The sequence below is a fragment of the Chelativorans sp. M5D2P16 genome, assembly GCF_034427935.1.
In the GTDB taxonomy this organism is placed as follows: Bacteria; Pseudomonadota; Alphaproteobacteria; order Rhizobiales; family Rhizobiaceae; genus Chelativorans.
On record NZ_JAXQNM010000040.1, the window covers coordinates 227191 to 244438 of the forward strand.

The 17248-nt window shown below is 63.4% G+C and carries 16 protein-coding genes; 6 read left to right on the forward strand and 10 right to left on the reverse strand.

Going from position 1 to position 17248, the window contains the following annotated elements:
* Positions 1-6: 6 nt before the first annotated feature.
* A complete protein-coding gene (locus SIN08_RS21335; protein ID WP_322453629.1) occupies positions 7-486 on the reverse strand; it encodes a DUF1772 domain-containing protein in 480 nt (159 codons plus the stop codon).
* Between the two features lie 60 nt (positions 487-546).
* Positions 547-1410, reverse strand: a complete 864-nt coding sequence (locus SIN08_RS21340; protein ID WP_322453630.1) for an alpha/beta hydrolase — start codon at positions 1408-1410, stop codon at positions 547-549.
* A 1-nt stretch (position 1411) separates the two neighbouring features.
* Between SIN08_RS21340 and SIN08_RS21345 the strand changes: the two genes are divergently transcribed.
* Positions 1412-1723, forward strand: a complete 312-nt coding sequence (locus SIN08_RS21345; protein ID WP_322453631.1) for a hypothetical protein — start codon at positions 1412-1414, stop codon at positions 1721-1723.
* 157 nt (positions 1724-1880) lie between these two features.
* Here SIN08_RS21345 and SIN08_RS21350 read toward each other — a convergent pair whose 3' ends face one another.
* The 7 genes from SIN08_RS21350 to SIN08_RS21380 all read right to left on the reverse strand — a co-directional run bounded on the left by SIN08_RS21350 (position 1881) and on the right by SIN08_RS21380 (position 8948).
* Positions 1881-2126, reverse strand: a complete 246-nt coding sequence (locus SIN08_RS21350) for a hypothetical protein (protein WP_322453632.1) — start codon at positions 2124-2126, stop codon at positions 1881-1883.
* A 264-nt stretch (positions 2127-2390) separates the two neighbouring features.
* Positions 2391-3281, reverse strand: a complete 891-nt coding sequence (locus SIN08_RS21355; RefSeq protein WP_322453633.1) for a LysR family transcriptional regulator — start codon at positions 3279-3281, stop codon at positions 2391-2393.
* A 551-nt stretch (positions 3282-3832) separates the two neighbouring features.
* Positions 3833-4582 carry an ABC transporter ATP-binding protein gene (locus SIN08_RS21360; protein ID WP_416208112.1) on the reverse strand — a complete coding sequence of 250 codons (750 nt, stop codon included), beginning with the start codon at positions 4580-4582 and terminating at the stop codon, positions 3833-3835.
* The gene (locus SIN08_RS21365; RefSeq protein ID WP_322453634.1) at positions 4582-5340 is read right to left on the reverse strand and encodes an ABC transporter ATP-binding protein; all 759 of its coding nucleotides are present in this window, start codon (positions 5338-5340) and stop codon (positions 4582-4584) included. The genes SIN08_RS21360 and SIN08_RS21365 overlap by 1 nt, the downstream gene beginning before the upstream one ends.
* Before the next feature lie 9 nt (positions 5341-5349).
* Positions 5350-6492, reverse strand: coding sequence for a branched-chain amino acid ABC transporter permease (locus SIN08_RS21370; protein ID WP_416208113.1), 1143 nt, complete (start codon positions 6490-6492; stop codon positions 5350-5352).
* Between the two features lies 1 nt (position 6493).
* Positions 6494-7519 carry a branched-chain amino acid ABC transporter permease gene (locus tag SIN08_RS21375; protein ID WP_322453635.1) on the reverse strand — a complete coding sequence of 342 codons (1026 nt, stop codon included), beginning with the start codon at positions 7517-7519 and terminating at the stop codon, positions 6494-6496.
* Positions 7520-7607: 88 nt separating this feature from the next.
* Positions 7608-8948, reverse strand: a complete 1341-nt coding sequence (locus SIN08_RS21380; protein ID WP_322453636.1) for a substrate-binding protein — start codon at positions 8946-8948, stop codon at positions 7608-7610.
* Between the two features lie 185 nt (positions 8949-9133).
* On the opposite strand from SIN08_RS21380, the gene SIN08_RS21385 reads away from it, so the two are divergent.
* The 4 genes from SIN08_RS21385 to SIN08_RS21400 all read left to right on the forward strand — a co-directional run bounded on the left by SIN08_RS21385 (position 9134) and on the right by SIN08_RS21400 (position 14075).
* Complete coding sequence (locus tag SIN08_RS21385) at positions 9134-10582, forward strand: helix-turn-helix domain-containing protein (protein ID WP_322453637.1); 1449 nt, start codon at positions 9134-9136, stop codon at positions 10580-10582.
* Between the two features lie 67 nt (positions 10583-10649).
* Positions 10650-11036: a response regulator transcription factor gene (locus SIN08_RS21390; RefSeq protein ID WP_322453638.1), complete on the forward strand. Its 387-nt coding sequence runs from the start codon at positions 10650-10652 to the stop codon at positions 11034-11036.
* 1 nt (position 11037) lies between these two features.
* Positions 11038-11301 (forward strand): hypothetical protein, encoded by a 264-nt coding sequence (locus SIN08_RS21395; RefSeq protein ID WP_322453639.1) that lies wholly within the window; start codon positions 11038-11040, stop codon positions 11299-11301.
* Positions 11301-14075: a sensor histidine kinase gene (locus SIN08_RS21400; RefSeq protein ID WP_322453640.1), complete on the forward strand. Its 2775-nt coding sequence runs from the start codon at positions 11301-11303 to the stop codon at positions 14073-14075. The genes SIN08_RS21395 and SIN08_RS21400 overlap by 1 nt, the downstream gene beginning before the upstream one ends.
* A 104-nt stretch (positions 14076-14179) precedes the next feature.
* On the opposite strand, the gene SIN08_RS21405 is transcribed toward SIN08_RS21400, so the two are convergent.
* Positions 14180-15697 (reverse strand): malonyl-CoA synthase, encoded by a 1518-nt coding sequence (locus tag SIN08_RS21405; RefSeq protein ID WP_322453641.1) that lies wholly within the window; start codon positions 15695-15697, stop codon positions 14180-14182.
* A 283-nt stretch (positions 15698-15980) separates the two neighbouring features.
* Here SIN08_RS21405 and SIN08_RS21410 point away from each other — a divergent pair, with 283 nt between their 5' ends.
* Entirely contained in the window at positions 15981-17234 is a 1254-nt protein-coding gene (locus SIN08_RS21410) for an imelysin family protein (RefSeq protein WP_322453642.1), read from the forward strand.
* Positions 17235-17248 lie beyond the last annotated feature (14 nt).

A 17248-nucleotide genomic window follows, 5' to 3' on the forward strand; every position in this document is an offset into this window, starting at 1 on the left:
AGGCAATCAGGCCAAACCCCGGCGAAGGGCGATAGCGGCAATGAAGAGCGCCATCGCCGCTGCCGAGGTAACGGTCCGCACATGGTTCCAGAAGGTCCAGTCCTTCAGATAGCGCGACCAGACCTCGGCCGCGCCGGTGCGCGCCAACTCATTGTTGAGGGGCACGTTGTAGATGACGGTGACCAGGAACATTCCGATCACGTAGACCAGTCCGCCGGCCAGCATGACAGCCGCACCCGGCTCGCCCCAGCGGAACAGGGCTAGGGTCGCCAGAGCAGCGCCGGTGAGCGTCGTCCCGAAGAAGAGCGGCATGAAAAGCGAGCCGAGGATCGTCGCATTGATCGAATTCATGGCCGCAATGCCGTGCGCCTGGTCGATGCGCGCGAGTGCCGCCATGATGAATGTGGAGAAGGCGAAATAGAGCCCGGCGAGGAGGCCGCAGCCGATTGCCGAGAACCACAGTAGGATCGTGACGATTATCTGCATCAGCCTCTTGCCTCCGGGTACCTGTTGCCGCTGTTCGACGGCCATGGTGACATCTTCGCTCTACTCGAACATCCCTTTCGGCGTTTCACCGTTCAGGAACGGTTCGACAAAGGCATGCAGCAGCGCGGGCTGCCTGATGACGGCTGTGTGCGCGGTCGCCGGCATGACGGCCAGCCGCGATTCGGGAAGCGGTTCACCCATGTCGCCCATGACACCGCCGCCGAGCAGCCGGAACATCGACACCGAGTGCTCCAGCGTCGCGATATCGGCGTCGCCGGTGATGATCAGCACGGGAGTCTTCAGCGCCTTCACGTCCTCCTCCCAGGCCATCGGCTCGTGCTCGAGCGCGATCAGCTTCTCGACCAGAACGGGGAAGCCGTCGGGATCGGGCGCGAGTTCGCGATATTGATCGGCGAAGTGCATGTCGAGGAACATCTCCACCGTCATTTGCGGAATAAACGCCTTCAATGCGGGTTGCCAGCCTTCCGCATCGTAGGCGACGGATGCCGCGGCGAGCTTGTTCACCTTCTCCGGATGCCGGATGGCGAGTTGAAGGCCGGCGGCCGCCCCCATCGAGTAGCCGAACACATCGGCTTTATCGATGCCTATCGCATCCATGAAAACCGCCACGTCGTCGGCGAGATTCTGGTAGGTGATGGGCCGGTCGATATCGGTGGTGCGGCCGTGGCCTTGCAATTCGAGCGCATAGACCTCGTGGCTTTCGGCGAGCATCGGGATGATCTCACCCATCGAGGGAATGTTCATATAGGCGCCGTGCAGCACGATCAGCGGATCCCCCCTTCCCGAAACCTCGTAATACATCTGCATGCCGTTCACCTCGACGCGGTTGCTCACCGGTTCGGATCGGGCGATGGTGAGGCCGGCAACCAGTACGGCGGCAACAACGAGGGCGGTGCGGAACATCGTGTTTCTCCTCTTCCGTTATGCGTCGCTGCCGAAGCCGGTCGCGAGCAACGCCTTGAATGTCGTCATCAAAAGGACGAGCGAGTCCAGGATATCCCGACACGCATGCGCGAATTTTTCCGATGCCTTGGAACATCGCCTGATGTCCGAAAGCGCCTACAGCACAACCTTCAAGAGGGCCATGGACTGCCCGCCACGGCAATATGGAGGCGGCCGCAGTCGGAAATCTCTGCCAAACGGCTGGGAGGAGACCGGCCGCGCCGGTCGACGTCAGCCCGGCGATGACCGTTTACAGGTGATCGCCGGCAAGTAGAGCGAGAACGCCCCCTGGATCACCAAAAAAGGCGCGGCCCTTCAGGGCCGCGCCTCTCGTACCGTACAGCGCCATGCGCGGATGCATAAGGATATTGTCAGTTCCTGAATCCGCGCATCACGCTTTGAACACCGATTTCGGTTCTCGGGCCGGCGAACTAGCGCTGCTCGCTGCCCATCTTGCGGCTGATCAGCTCGAGATTACGATCGGCATCCACCATGTAGATTTCCTCGTAAACCCTTCCGTTGTCGTGGAATTGATGCCGGAATGTCGAGCCGACGGGGACCCGCTCGAGTTTGACATGCGGCTGGCCATCATAAGTGATGCTGCCAGGGACGGGCTCGATAGCGAAGGCCGAGGTTGCAACGGCGGCGAATGCAAGGGCAGAGATAATCGTCTTCATCCCTTAATCTCCTATGTGTTAACAATTGCACCTGGACGCCACTCTTTTACTTTCATAGAGACGCCTCAGTGACCTTAATCTATGTATCACCGTCCGGGCAGATAATAATAATTTTCACGAACTCTTTGTTCTTGAATTGAGGACAAACGTTTTTCTATATAACTATAATTGTTCTCACCCTTTGTTCTGAAAACGCTGCTTTGCTTGGATTTCCTTTCCGATACCGCCTGTGGCGGCAATCCACCGAAGACGGGCGAGCGCGCGCTAAGCGGCCTGTCTGCCGTAGGAACGCTGGATCGTTTCAAGGAAGGCGTTCAGCGCGGCCGTAGCAAGCTTCCGCGACGGATAGACGAGACTGATCGGCAGCTCCGGCTGTTCGTAACCCGCAAGCAACCGGACAAGGCGGCCTTCACGCAGATCGTCGGCAACAAGAAACTCCGGCAGGCTGGACACGCCAAGCCCGTCGAGCGCCGCCGAGCGGATCATATCACCATTGTTGGAACTGAAGACCGGCGCGATCTTCTGGTGGATGACCCCGCTGCCGGCATGAAAGGTCCAGGTCTCCGCGCCGGATACGTTCGTGTAGTAGAGGCTACGATGACGCGCCAGGTCGCGGGGATGCTCCGGCACACCGCGAGCGGCGAGATAATCCGGAGACGCCACCACCTGCAGGCGCGAACCATGCAGACGCCTGGCGATGAGGCTGGAATTGTCGAGTTCACCAATGCTGATCGCGGCGTCAAAGCCCTGGCCGATCAGGTCATGGTGACGATCGTCGAGCACCAGTTCGAGGCGCACGTCGGGGTACTCCTTCATGAAGCGAAGAACGAGCGGCCGGAGAGTGCACAGGGTGTAGGTGATCGGAGTGCCGATCTTCAGTTGGCCGCCCACCTTGCCCGACTGGTCGCGTACGGAATCGTTGGCCGCCTCCAGCTCGGCGAGGATGGTCCTGACCTTCTCGAAATATTGGCGACCAAGCGCCGTCGGCCTGACCGAGCGGGTCGAGCGTGTGAGCAGACGGACGCCCAGTTCCGCCTCGAGGCCGGAGATATATTTGCTGCAAACGCTTTTCGAGATTCCGAGGCGTTTCGCAGCAGCCGAGAAACTTTCCTCTTCGACAACAACCAGAAAGCTTTTCAGTACCGTTGTCTGCAACGCGCTGCTCCTTAGCTGCTGGACGCAGATCCGGCGGATGATCGTCGGGGACCCGGAACGAGATGCGCCGGATCGATCCGGATCTGCCACCGCCGGTCACGCGCGGGTGTTGATCTTGTATTCTGAGGAAGGGCGGCGTCCCGGGTATACAGCCGGAACGGTCGCTTACGGTGCATAGTCGCTGCGATTTTCCATCAAGGAGGCATGAGACCTCGCCGCTGAAATACGCTCCCTATTTCAGCATCCACTTTGCTGTTTGCAATCGTTCGGCAAAGCCTATCCGCAGACTGTGGCCAATCGACCACACCCACCATTCGTACACATTCCCCGGCTGGCCGTCGTGCAGCGGCCCTGGCAATCGGTTCGCCGGAATGGGGATAGACGCGGCCTTTGGTTTCGCTGCCGTCCGCCCGGGCGGCACGCTGGCGGTAACGCGGAGGACCGGCGCAACAAATGGAACGCCATCGTGAGCCGCATGTGGGCGTGTCGGGTAAACCGCTTCCTTCAGAGCGGTACGGAGTCAGCGGCCGCTGACGGTCCGAACCGCCTACTCAGATCGCCAGATATTCGTTGCGCAACTCGGGGTCCTCCAGGACCGCGGATGCCGGTCCTTCGAAGACGATCTGGCCCATGTCGAGGATCAGGGCGCGGTCTGCAAGCTCCAGCGCGGCAATCGCGTTCTGCTCGACGATGATCGTGGTGATGCCGAGTTCCTTGATCTGGCGGACGATGCCTTCGATCTCGCGCACGATCACGGGCGCCAGTCCCTCATAGGGCTCGTCCAGCAGCAGCAGCTTGACTTCGCGTGCAAGCGCCCTGGCGACGGCCAGCATCTGCTGCTCGCCGCCCGACAGGGTGACGCCTTCCTGATGGCGCCGCTCCGCCAGGCGCGGGAAATGGTCGTAGATCTTCTCGATGGGCCAGCCCTTCGGCTTCGCGATCTGGGCAAGCTGCAGGTTTTCCTCCACCGTCAGGCCAGGGATGATGCGCCGGTCCTCCTGGACGATCTGGATGCCGGCAGCAGCGGCCTGGTAGTCGCGGTATTTGTGCACCGGCTCGTCCCGCAGCCAGATCTCGCCGCGTTTAAGCTCCGGGTCGGAAGCGCGGGCGAGTGTGCGCAGGGTCGAGGTCTTGCCCGCGCCGTTGCGGCCCAGGAGCGCGACGATATCGCCTTCTTCGATGTCGAAGCTCACGCCCTGCACAATGTAGCTCTCACCGTAATAGGAATGAATGTCGCACACGCTGAAGAAGGGCGATGACCTGACGGCCGTCCGGGCCTCGGCGTTCGTCATGGCGTCCATCAGTGGGATCCTCCGAGATAGGCTTCCTGAACGAGCGGATTGCCGCGCACCTCGTCCGGCTTGCCGTCGGCGATGACGGCACCCTGCGCCAGCACGGTCACCCGATCCGCCAGCGAGAAGACCACATGCATGTCGTGCTCGATGATGACCTTGGTCATTCCGCGCTTCTTGATTTTCTGAAGCAGGTCGATCGTGGCGTTGGTGTCGTGCCGCGACATACCGGCAGTCGGTTCGTCGAGCAGGAGCAGGCGCGGCTTTTGGACAAGCCCCATGGCAAGCTCCAGCCGTCTTTTGTCGCCCCGCGACAGGTTCGCCGCCAGTCGGTCCTTCTGCTCGACCAGGCCGACATCCTCCAGCCAGTGCTCCGCCTCCTCGATCAGCTCGCCCTGGCGGGCGGCAACCTGCCAAGCGTTCAGGCTGAAGGCGCCGTCGCGCCTGGCGAAAGCCGGGATCATGACGTTCTGGAGGAGCGACAGGTCGGGGAAGATCTCCGGCGTCTGGAACACGCGCGCCACGCCGAGCTGGTTGATCTCGTACGGGCGCTTCCCGGTGATCACCTCGCCGTCGAAGACGACAGCGCCGCTGTCGGGCGCGAGCCGCCCGATGCAGACGTTCAGCAGCGTCGACTTTCCGGCCCCGTTCGGCCCGATGATGGCATGCGTCATGCCCTCCATCACCTGCAGGTCGATGTTCGAAAGCGCGCGCAGGCCGCCGAAATTCTTGTTGACGTCGGCAATGTGGAGAACCGCGTTTTGCATCTGAGCCTCCTACTTCGCCGTTGCAAGTTTGGTCGGCTCGGCGGCGGTCTTCTTGCGCCGGGTGAAGAGTGCGCGGATTCGGCGCGCGCCTTCCATCAGCCCTCCCGGCAGGAAGGTGACGATGAGCATGAAGATGACACCGAGCGTAAGCAGCCATCCCTCGCCGACGAACGGGGCGGTGATGGTGACGAAGAAGTCCTGCAGCCCGTCAGGCATGAAGGAGTAGACCGCGTGCAGCCGCGCCTCGTGATAGGCCGAGAAGATGTTTTCGAAATACTTGATCACCCCCGCACCGATGACGGGTCCGACCAGCGTGCCGGCGCCACCCAGGATGGTCATCAGCACGACCTCGCCCGAGGCGGCCCACTGCATGCGCTCCGCCCCCGCGAGCGGGTCGGTCACGGCCAGCAGCGCTCCGGCAAGGCCCGCATACATGCCCGAGACGACGAAGGCAGCGAGCGTGTAGGGGCGCGTGTTGAAGCCGGTGTATCCCATGCGGCTCTGGTTCGACTTGATGGCGCGCAGGCTCATGCCGAAGGGCGAGTGGGCGATGCGCATGGCGAGGAAGAAGCAGATGATGAGGAGCACGGCGCAGAAATAGAAGCCGGCATAGCCGTCCATGTCTATGCCGAAGAAGCTCGGAAACGGAATCCCCGGCGCGGCGGCGACGCCGGACAGGCGGTCGAGGATCCGCGGGTCGCCGAGTGCGAGTTGCAGGCCCGTCTCGCCATTGGTGACCGGCGTGAGGACCGAATAGGCGAGGTTATAGGACATCTGCGCGAAGGCGAGCGTGAGAATGGAGAAATAGATGCCGGAGCGTCGCAGGCTGACATAGCCGATCACGGCGGCGAAGAGGCCGGACAGGATGACGGCGAATATCACGGCCGGCACGACGTTCATGGTGAGCAGCTTGAACGACCAGACCGCCGCATAGGAGCCAACGCCGAGAAAGGCGGCATGGCCGAAGGACAGATAGCCGGTGAGACCGAACAGGATGTTGAAGCCGATGGCGAAGATCCCGTAGATCGCGAATTTCTGCAGGAGATCGGGATAGTTCGCGCCCACCGGATCGAGCCAGACCGGCATGGTGAGCACCGCGATGGTGAACGCGGTCATGAACAGAACTTCCTGGCGGAGCGTCGTCATCTGCATGTCAGTCTTCCATCACTCCGCGACGGCCCATGAGGCCTCTCGGCCGCACGAGAAGGATCACCACCGCCACGAGATAAATCACCACTTGGTCGATGCCCGGCAGCAGGTCTTTCACCTCGTTCATCGAGGCGAAGCTTTGCAGGATGCCGAGCAGGAAACCCGCGAGCACCGCACCAGCCACCGAGCCCATGCCGCCGACCACCACGACCACAAAGGAAAGCACCAGGAAATCCATGCCAAGATGATAGTCGGGCGGCACGATGGGCGTGTACATGGCACCCGCCATGCCGGCGACCGCGGCGGCGATGCCGAAGACGACGGTGAAGCGGCGCTGGATGTTGATGCCCAGGAACCCGACCGTCTGGCGGTCCTGCATACCGGCACGCACCACCATTCCCCATGTGGTGAACTGGAGGAAGGCGATCACCAAGAACACCATCAGAATGGAGAAGGCGAGATAGACCAACCGCCACCAAGGATAATAGACGCCGGCTCCGAGCCCCAGCCAGGCCCCGACATCGGCACTGCCCGAGAAGGCGCCGGGGGCGCTCACGGGGATCGGATTGGCGCCGAAGAAGGCCTTGATCACCTCCTGCAGCACGATGGCGAGACCGAAGGTGACCAGAATCTGCTCGGCATGCGGGCGGCGGTAGAAGAAGCGGATCAGCCCGCGCTCCATTGCCACGCCGAAGAGCAGCATCACGGGAACGGCGACGAGGAGCGAAAGGGGGACCGAATACTGCAGCAGGAACGCCCCGAAGTCGCCGAGCCACGCCTGCACCAGGGGCGTGCGGATTTCCATCGGGGAGCCCCAGGGGGTGAGTTGGTCGGGGTCGACCGTCACCGTCTCCAGCCTCAGAAGCCGGTTGACGAGAACGGCGACGAAGGCGCCGAGCATGAACAGCGCGCCGTGCGCGAAATTGACGACTCCGAGCGTGCCGAAGACGAGCGTCAGACCCAGCGCGATCAGCGCGTAGGCTCCGCCCTTGTCCAGTCCGTTGAGCAGTTGCAGAAGGAACGCGTCCATTCAGTTTACCCTTGCCACCCGCCGCGACGAAGAGAGCGTAAAGGCCGGGCGAAACTGCGCCGCCCGGCCTTCTTCCCCCCGGAGATCGTCAGCACTTGTTGCTGACGGGGCCGAGCTCGCCGCCGAAGATGGACGGGTCGTACATTACCTGTTCCGTCGGCACTTCCCTGACGACCTGCAGCAGGTCGTACTTGTCCTTGGGATCCTCCTTGCCCTGCACCACGAGCACCGGCTTGAAACACTGGTGGTCGGCGCCGCGATAGAGCGTCGGGCCGTTGCCCAGCCCGTCGAACTCGAGATCCTGGAGCGCTTCCACCACGCCCTCGGGATTGAACGTGCCGGCAGCTTCGCAGGCGTTGGCGTAGAGCAGTGTCTGCACGTAGCAGGTCTGCGCCGCCTGTGACGGCGGCTGGCCGTACTCCTGCCCGAAGGACTTGGTGAAGGCCTTGGTGCCTTCGTTCTCCAGCTTCCAGTCCCAGTTGGCGGTGCCGTAGATGCCCTTGATCGCATCGCCGGCGCCCTGCGCCATCAATTCGGAGAACAGCGGCACGACGATCTGGAAATCCTTGCCGTTGACCTGCTTGTCGCGCATCCCGAACTGGACGGCCTGGGTCAGCGAGTTGATCATGTCCTTGCCGTAGTGATTCAGGATCAACACATCGGCGCCCGAATTGAGGACCGGCGTGATGTACTGCGAGAAGTCGCCGGCGCCGAGCGGCGTGCGCACGGCCTGCACCGTTTCCCAGCCGAGGGCCTCGGTGGCATTCTTGATCGATTCCTCCTGGGTCCAGCCCCAGGTATAGTCGGCGGTCAGATGATAGGCCTTGCGGTCCTTGCCGTAGGCCTCGGCCAGCACCGGCCCGAGTGCCTGGCCGGACATGTAGGCATTGAAGAAGTGACGGAAGCCGTTGCGCTTCTTGTCCTTGCCGGTGGTGTCGTTGGAATGCGTCAGGCCGGCCATGAAAATGATGCCAGATTCCTGGCACAGCGACTGCACGGCGACGGCGACGCCGGAGGACGAGCCGCCGGTGATCATCAGCGCGCCGTCCTTCTCGATCATGCGCTTGGCCGAGGCACGCGCAGCATCGGACTTGGTCTGCGTGTCGCCGGTGACGAAGGTCACCTTCTTGCCCAGGACGCCGTCGCCCTTAAGCGCCGTCCCCTTGAAGGTGTTCAGCATGCCGCCGTCACCCTCGCCGTTCAGATGCTGGACGGCAAGCTTGAGGGCGCGAAGTTCGTCGGCGCCTTCGTCCGCGTAGGGGCCGGTCTGCGGAACGTTGAAGCCGAGCACGAGATTCGCGCCTGTCGGGGCGTTGCAGAAGTCCTGCGCCCGCGAGGCGCTGGTGAAGATGGTCGGCATCGCCAGACCGGCGCCCGCCACCGCGCTGCCTCGCAGGAAGACACGCCGGGTGATCCTCTCAAATGTCATCAATTCCTCCCTTGGCTGGTTGAACGCAACATCCGGCAGGATGCGCGCCACCTCGCGCAAGTTATCGCCGTATCCGTCAACTTTTCAATAAGTAATTGGTATGAAAGGATATTTTTGTAAATATATTCCTATTGCGATAGGATTCTGTGTAAGGTATTTACAGGTCATGAGGAGGAGGAAAGCTCGTGGCGCGCAACCTGACCGGGCTCAAGATCCGCTCCTTCCGCAGGAAAGCAGGCCTGACCCAGAGCGCGCTCGCGGATCGCGTCGGCATCTCGGCCTCCTATCTCAATCTCATCGAAAGCAACAAGCGCTCCGCCGCCGGCATGCTGCTCGTCAAGTTGGGCGCGGAACTGGGGGTATCGCCATCGGAACTCGACGGGCTCGCCGAACGCCGCCTGGTCGAATCGCTGGAGGAACTCGCCACCGATCCGCGCATCGGCGGCGAGGGACCGCGCGCCCGCGCCACGGAGGATCTCGTCGGCCGGCACCCGGAATGGGCGGAGTTGATCCTCGGCCTCTACCGGGCGTTCAACGACCAGAGTGAGGCCGTGCTGGCACTGGCCGACCGGCTCAACCACGATCCGTTCCTCGGCGAAAGCGTGCACCGGATGCTGACAAGCGTCACTTCCGTCAGCTCGGCGGCGGAAATCCTCGGTAGCGCGGACGATCTCGCCCCGGCCGACCGCGAGCGCTTCCTGGCGATCATCGCTGCCGACGGAGCGCGTCTCACGCAGACGGCGCGCGCCCTGCTCGACTTCTTCGACAATTCCACCATGCGCGTGCGCTCGGCCACGTCGATGGAGCACGTCGACGCCTTCATCTTCCAGTCGGACAACTATTTTCCGGAACTGGAGACGTTGGCCGACGAGTACCGGCGGGAGGCTCTCGCCCTGGAAATACCCCCTGAAGCGGACGATACGGCTTCGGTTCCCGCCAGGGCTGAAAGCGCCCGCTTTGCCGCCACGCGGGTGCTCGCCGGCCGCGTGGCGGAAGAGGCGGTCAACACGATCGTCAATGCCCACCCCGCGCTTCCGACCGAGGAAGCCCGCGCGCTTGCGCGCGCCGCACTCATCAGCTATGTGGCCGGCGCTTTCCTCATGCCCTACGAACGTTTCCTGGAAGCGGCCGAAGCGTGCCGCTACGATCTCGATCAGCTCTCCCGCCGCTTCCGGGTGTCCTACGAGCAGGCGGCCCATCGCCTTGCCACGCTGCGCCGGCCGGGTGCCGCCGGAGTCCGTTTTGCCTATATGCGCTCGGACGCCTCCGGATATGTGACCAAGCGCCTGCCGCTGCCGGGACTTCCGTTGCCGCGCTACGGCACCGCCTGTCCGATGTGGCCCGTCTACGGCGCCTTCCAGACGCCCGGCCCGACGGCGCGCTGCTTCGGCGAACTGCCTTCCGGCGACGGTTTTCTCTTCTTCGCGCGCGCGGTGGAGAAGCAGTCGGCAAACGTGGGACATCCGCGCAAGCTGCTGTCGATCATGCTCGCCTGCCCGGCACACGAGGCCGAGAACGTCGTCTATGGAGACGGCCTCGACCGGGCGCGCGCCACCATTCCCGTGGGGACGGTGTGTCGGCTGTGCCCACGCACGAACTGCACCCACCGCCAGGAGGCGCCGCTGATCGCGTGAGAGATAAGCATGCAGGAAGGGACTATGTTCACGTGAGCGTGGGTCATATACTGCGGCGGGAGGAGCCATGGGAGGATCGGGTCTGTCTTCGCAACGTATTCTAATAATCGAGGACGAGCCGAACATCGTTGAATCGCTACGTTTCATCCTCGAACGGGCGCGATTCGCGGTCGATGTCGTCTCGAACGGGGCCGCTGCGCTCGAAAGGCTGCGGCGCGAGCCCTTTGCCGCGGTCATTCTCGACATCATGCTGCCTGGCATGGACGGCTTCGACGTTCTGAGGGCGGTGCGCGAGGAACCGGGGCTTGCCGCGCTTCCGGTCGTCGTGCTGACGGCGAAGGGCCAATCGAGCGACCGCGACATGGCCATATCGAGCGGTGCCAGCGCCTACATCACGAAACCCTTTTCCAATGCCGAGGTGGTGGCGCAGGTGAGGAAGCTGACCGGAATGTGAAATGAACGAGATCGAAACAGGCGGACGTGGCGCGCGGGACGCGGCTAAGGTGCTGCCCTTCCTGGCGGCCGTTCTCCTGGCGCCGCCCATCGTGCTTATCTTCACCGCTCCGGTCACAATCGCCGGCATGCCGCTGATCGTCGTCTACCTCTTCGGGGTCTGGACTGCGGTGGTGTTCGCAGCCTTCCTTTTGTCGCGGCGCCTGGCCGAGGGCGAAGCGCCCGGGGACGAGCCGCGCCGCCCATCCGACGGTAAGAGGCGCTGATGCTTCCCACCGACGTCGTCATCCTGGTTTGCCTCGGCTATGTCGCCATCCTGTTCGCGGTGGCCTTCGCCGGCGACCGGCGCGCGCGCAGGGATCCCGGCGGCTGGCTCTCCTCGCCCCTCGTCTACACGCTGTCGATCTCGATCTACTGCACGTCCTGGACGTTCTTCGGCGCCGTCGGTTCGGCGGCACGCAGCGGATTCGAGTTCGCCACCATATATCTCGGCCCGACGATCGTCTTCGTCGGCTGGTGGGTCTTCCTGCGCAAGCTGGTTACCATCGGCCGCGTCTACCACACCACCTCGATCGCCGATCTGATTTCGGCGCGCTTCGGCAAGGACCCCGCGCTCGGCGCGCTCGTCACCGTGATCGCGCTCATCGCGACCGCGCCCTATATCGCGCTCCAGCTCAAGGCGCTGACGGCCAGCTTCCAGGTCATCACATTCCCCGCCGGCGCGGTGACGGCGGCGAAGATCAACCTCGAACCGGACTTCACGACCACCTTCTGGCTGGCTGCCGGCCTGTGCGTCTTTTCCATCATGTTCGGCGTGCGCAACATCGACGTGAACGAGCGCCATCATGGCGTCATCGCGGCCATTGCGCTGGAAGCCGTCGTCAAGCTGGTCGCGCTCCTGACTGTCGGGCTGTGGGTCGTCTTCGGCCTGCAGGACACACCCGCCGCTGCCTTCGACAACGCGCCGGTGAGCCTCACCAATCCCGACGCGACCTTCGGCACACGATGGCTCACGCTCTGCTTTCTCGCCGGCGCCGCCGTTATCTGTCTGCCGCGCCAGTTCCAGGTGACGGTGGTGGAGAATTCAAGTGAAAGACAACTTCGCACCGCCTCCTGGCTTTTCCCGCTCTATCTGCTGCTCATCTGCCTTTTCGTCGTGCCGATCGCCGTCACCGGGCTGAACCTGCTTCCGGAAGACACCAACCCGGATCTCTTCGTGCTCACGCTTCCGCTCAGCGCCGACCGAAACACCATCGCGCTGCTTGCCTTCCTGGGCGGCTTCTCCTCGGCGACCTCCATGGTGATCGTATCGTCCATCGCGCTTTCGACGATGATCTCCAACCACATCATCATGCCGCTGGCGCTGCGCTTTTCCATCGCCCCCTCCGAGAGCGGGCAGGCCATGCGCGGCTTCATTCTTGGCGCGCGCCGCATCAGCATCGTCTTCATCGTCTTCCTGGGCTTCATCTATTTCAAGCTGAGCGGCACCGGGAGCGCGCTCGCCTCCATCGGCCTCATCTCCTTTTGCGGCGTGGCGCAATTCCTGCCGAGCCTCGTCGGCGGTCTCTACTGGCGCAGGGCCACTCATGGAGGGGCGCTGGCGGGGCTCGCAGCGGGTTTCCTCGTGTGGGGCTACACGCTCTTCCTCCCGAGCTTCGGCGGAACGTTCCTGATGCCGGCGTCGATCATCACGCACGGGCCGTGGGAGATCGGCCTTCTCAGGCCGCAGGCGCTGTTCGGCCTTGCCGGCATGGATCCGCTCGTTCACGCCGTCTTCTGGAGCATGTTCTTCAACGTCGCGCTGTTCATCGGTGTCTCCATCCTGTCCGAGCCAACGCCGCTTGCGCGGTACCAGGCGCGCCTCTTCATCGATGTCTTCCGCCGGCGGACCGAGGGCGAGGTGAGCATCATCCGCCGTACCGCGCGGATCGCCGATCTGCGGCGCATCGCCGATCGCATCCTCGGGCCCGCCGAGGCGCTGGAGCTTTTCGCGCTGACGGAGCCGGCGGACCGGGCGACGACAGCGAGCGACGAGCTCATCTCTCTGGTCGAGCAACGGCTGGCGGCCAATGTCGGCGCGGCGACGGCACGCTCCCTCGTTTCCAGCGTCGTGACGAGCGAGACGATCAGCGTCGACGAACTAAAACGCCTGGCCGACGAAACGGAGCAGATCCGCGCCTATTCGGCCGAACTCGAACGGAAGTCGCGCCAGATCGAGGAGGCCGCCGCGGAGCTTGCCCGTGCCAACCAGCAGCTTCGCGAGATCGACGTGCAGAAGGACGAGTTTCTGAGCCAGGTGAGCCACGAGTTGAGGACACCGATGACCTCGATCCGCTCCTTCAGTGACATCCTGCTTTCGACCCCGGACCTCGGCGAAGGCCGGCGGCGACGCTTCCTGCAGATCATCCAGGACGAGAGCATCAGGCTCACCAGGCTCCTGGACAGCATTCTGCACCTGAACCGGATGGAGAATGGCGGCGTCGAATGGGAGGTCGAACCCTTCGATCCAGACGCCGCGCTCGACCTTGCCATGGCGAGTTGCGAGGCGCTCGCCCGTTCCGAAGGGGTGACGCTGAAGCGGATGGGTCGCGCCCGGCGCGCGGTGGTCGAAGGCAATCGCGACCAGCTCGCTCAGGTGTTCATCAACCTCATCTCCAACGCCATCAAGTACAACACGGCCCGCGACCCGCTCGTCACCGTCAAAAGCGTGGCGCGCAAAGGCATCTACGAAGCACACGTGGATGACAACGGGCCGGGCATTCCCAAGTCGGAGCGCGAGCGCATCTTCGTCAAGTTCTCGCGCGGGCCGATACCGCGACAGGTCGGCACGGGACTGGGACTGGCCATCAGCCGTCAGATCGTCGAAAACATGGGCGGTACGCTGACGCTTTCCGAAAGCAGGCTGGGCGGCGCCAGATTCACGGTGGGGCTGAGGACGACCCAGGCTGCATCAACGCCATCGCCGGCCGCCTCGTCGCGCGACGTGCTCGACCGTGCACACGAAGACGCAGAGTCCAGCGCCGTCAGTTCCCGCCCGTAAGGTCGTCTTCTGCTTCCTGCAACGACACCAGCTTGAAAGCGCTCATGGCCGACACCTCGGGCAGACCGTGCATCCAAAGAGCACAGGCGGGCGCCAGATCCGGATCACGTATCTTCATAGAGGCCGAGATACCTCTCGCGCAGCACGTTCTTCTGCACCTTGCCCATCGTGTTACGCGGCAGTTCGTCGACGAAAAGGACGCGCTTGGGCTGCTTATAGCGGGCAAGACGGTCCTTGAGGCTGTCCAGGATCGCCCGTTCATCGATCGCCGCCTCCGGTTTTACAACCACAATCGCTGTCACGCCCTCGCCGAAATCAGGGTGCGGGACACCGATAACCGCGCTTTCGACAACGCCCTGGAACCGGTCGATCTCCGTCTCGACCTCTTTCGGATAGACGTTGTAGCCGCCGGAAATCACCAGGTCCTTGCCGCGCCCGACGATGTGGACATAGCCCGCTTCATCGATCCTGCCGAGGTCTCCGGTGATGAAGAAGCCGTCGTCGCGGAACTCTGCCCTGGTCTTTTCCGGCATGCGCCAATACCCCTTGAAGACGTTGGGGCCGCGCACTTCGATCATGCCCACCTCGCCCTGCTCCAGCAATTCGCCCGTTTCGGGATCGGTGATGCGCAATTCCACACCCCGCAGGGGGAAACCGACCGTACCGGCAACCCGCTCGCCCTCATAGGGGTTGGAGGTGTTCATGTTGGTTTCGGTCATGCCGTAGCGCTCGAGAATGGCATGGCCCGTGCGCTCACGGAACCGGCGGTGCGTCTCGGCGAGCAACGGCGCGGAGCCGGAGATGAAAAGGCGCATATTGGCTGCTGCCTCGCGGGTGAGACCTTCGTGCTGCAGAAGGCGGACATAGAAGGTCGGCACGCCCATAAACGTGGTCGCCTGAGGCAGCAGCCGCAGGATTTCCTCGGCGTCGAAACCGGGCAGGAAAAACATCGAAGCACCCGAAAGAAGGACGACATTGGTCGCCACGAAGAGCCCGTGCGTGTGGAAGATGGGCAGGGCGTGGATCAACCTGTCCTTTGCCGTGAAGCGCCAGATGTCGCGCAGCGTCACGGCATTGGACAGAAGATTGTCATGGGAAAGCATCGCCCCCTTCGAGCGCCCGGTCGTGCCCGAGGTGTAAAGGATGGCGGCCAGGTCGTCGGGACCGCGCGGCACGTCCGCGAACGCACCCCCGGCGGCGCTCGCGCGCTGCATGAGTGTGCCGCCTCCTTGGCGGTCGAGTGTTTCCACGTTGGCGCCATGCCTGGCGGCGAGCACGGTGACATTCCTTGCCGCGTCGGGCGATACGACGACCAGCCTCGGCTCGGCATCGCCGATGAAGTAGTCGAGCTCGGCCAGTGTGTAGGCGGTGTTGAGGGGCAGGTAGACAGCCCCCGCCCTGAGACAGGCGAGGTAGAGCATCACGGCCTGAGCGCTCTTTTCCACCTGTGCCGCAACGCGGTCCCCGGGCGTGACACCAAGCTCGACGAGCGCCGCGGCCAGTTTCGCGGTTTCATCCAGCATATCCCGATAGGTCCAGCGGCGATCGCCCGGCACATCGATGAGCCTCCCCTCGCGATTTGCTGCCGCACCGCGGATGGCGTCGAACAGGTGATTGCTCATGAAGCGGACTCCCTCGATTCACTGCCGGCTTCAGGACAGCCGGAAACGCTTCTCCCGTCACACAGCGCTTCTGTAACCGAACGGTCGGCCATGTCGTAAGGCGGCGGAGCAGAGAGAGGACGGTAAATTGCTGAAATTCAAGATTCCAGTGAGGACATGTGGTGCCGAACGATAGTCCGGACGAAAGAAACATGATATAAGCGCTCCACTATTGATGCCGTGAAGCGGAGTCTCTATGGCTTCTGCCGTCGCATTGCACAGAAATCATACCTGGAGGGTTCCGATGAAGTTTTCGTTTGCCGTCGCCCTGGCCGGCCTCGGCATCTCCACTGCTCATGCAGCGGAGCCGTCGGCCATTCTCGACACCTATGCCGACGTCGCGCTGGCCGGCTATGAGGACAGCCTGGAGACCGCACGCTCGCTGCAGAGTGCGGTGGAGGCGCTGGTCGCCGACCCCTCGAAAGGGACGCTGACTGCCGCGCGCGAGGCCTGGCTTGCTTCCCGTGTTCCCTACCAGCAGACGGAGGCCTATCGTTTCGGCAACGCCATCGTCGACGAATGGGAGGGCAAGGTGAATGCCTGGCCGCTGGACGAGGGGCTGATCGACTATGTCGACGCCAGCTACGGCACCGAGTCCGACGTCAACGCGTTCTACACGGTCAATGTTATCGCCAATGATCATGTGAGCGTGGGCGGCGAAACCGTCGAGGTCTCCGAAATCACGCCGGCCGTCATCCAGTCCCTTCATGAACTGGGCGGCATCGAGGCGAATGTCGCCACCGGTTATCACGCTGTCGAATTCCTCTTGTGGGGGCAGGATCTGAACGGCACGGGACCGGGCGCCGGCGAGCGTCCCTACACGGACTTCGATCCGGAGAACTGCACCGGCGGCCATTGCGAGCGCCGCGCGCAGTATCTGACGGCCGCGGCAAGCCTGCTCGTCTCCGACCTGGAGGAGATGGTGGCCAACTGGCAGGAGGATGGCGCCGCACGGAAGGCGCTGACCGACGGTGACCCGGATGCGGGGCTGACGGCGATCCTGACCGGCCTCGGATCGCTCTCCTATGGCGAGCTTGCCGGCGAGCGCATGAAGCTCGGGCTCCTCCTGAACGATCCGGAAGAGGAGCATGACTGCTTCTCCGACAACACCCACAACAGCCACTTTTACGATATCGTGGGCATCAACAACGTCTATTTCGGCCGCTACGAGCGCACGAACGGGGAGACCGTGGAAGGGCCGAGCCTGGCAGAACTCGTACGCGAGAAAGATTCGGCGCTTGCCGACGAGGTGGAGGCAAAGCTCGCCGCTACTCTCGAGGCCGCCGAGGCGCTCAAGGAGCGCGCCGAGACGACAGAGGCCTACGACCAGATGATCGGCGAGGGCAATGACGAGGGCAACGCGGCCGTGCAGGCCGTGATCGACGGGCTCGTCGGCCAGACCCGCTCGCTGGAGCGCACGATCGCCGCGCTCGACCTATCCGGCGTGACGATCGAAGGCTCCGACAGCCTGGACAATCCAGACGCCGTCTTCCAGTAAGACGCCCGAGCCGC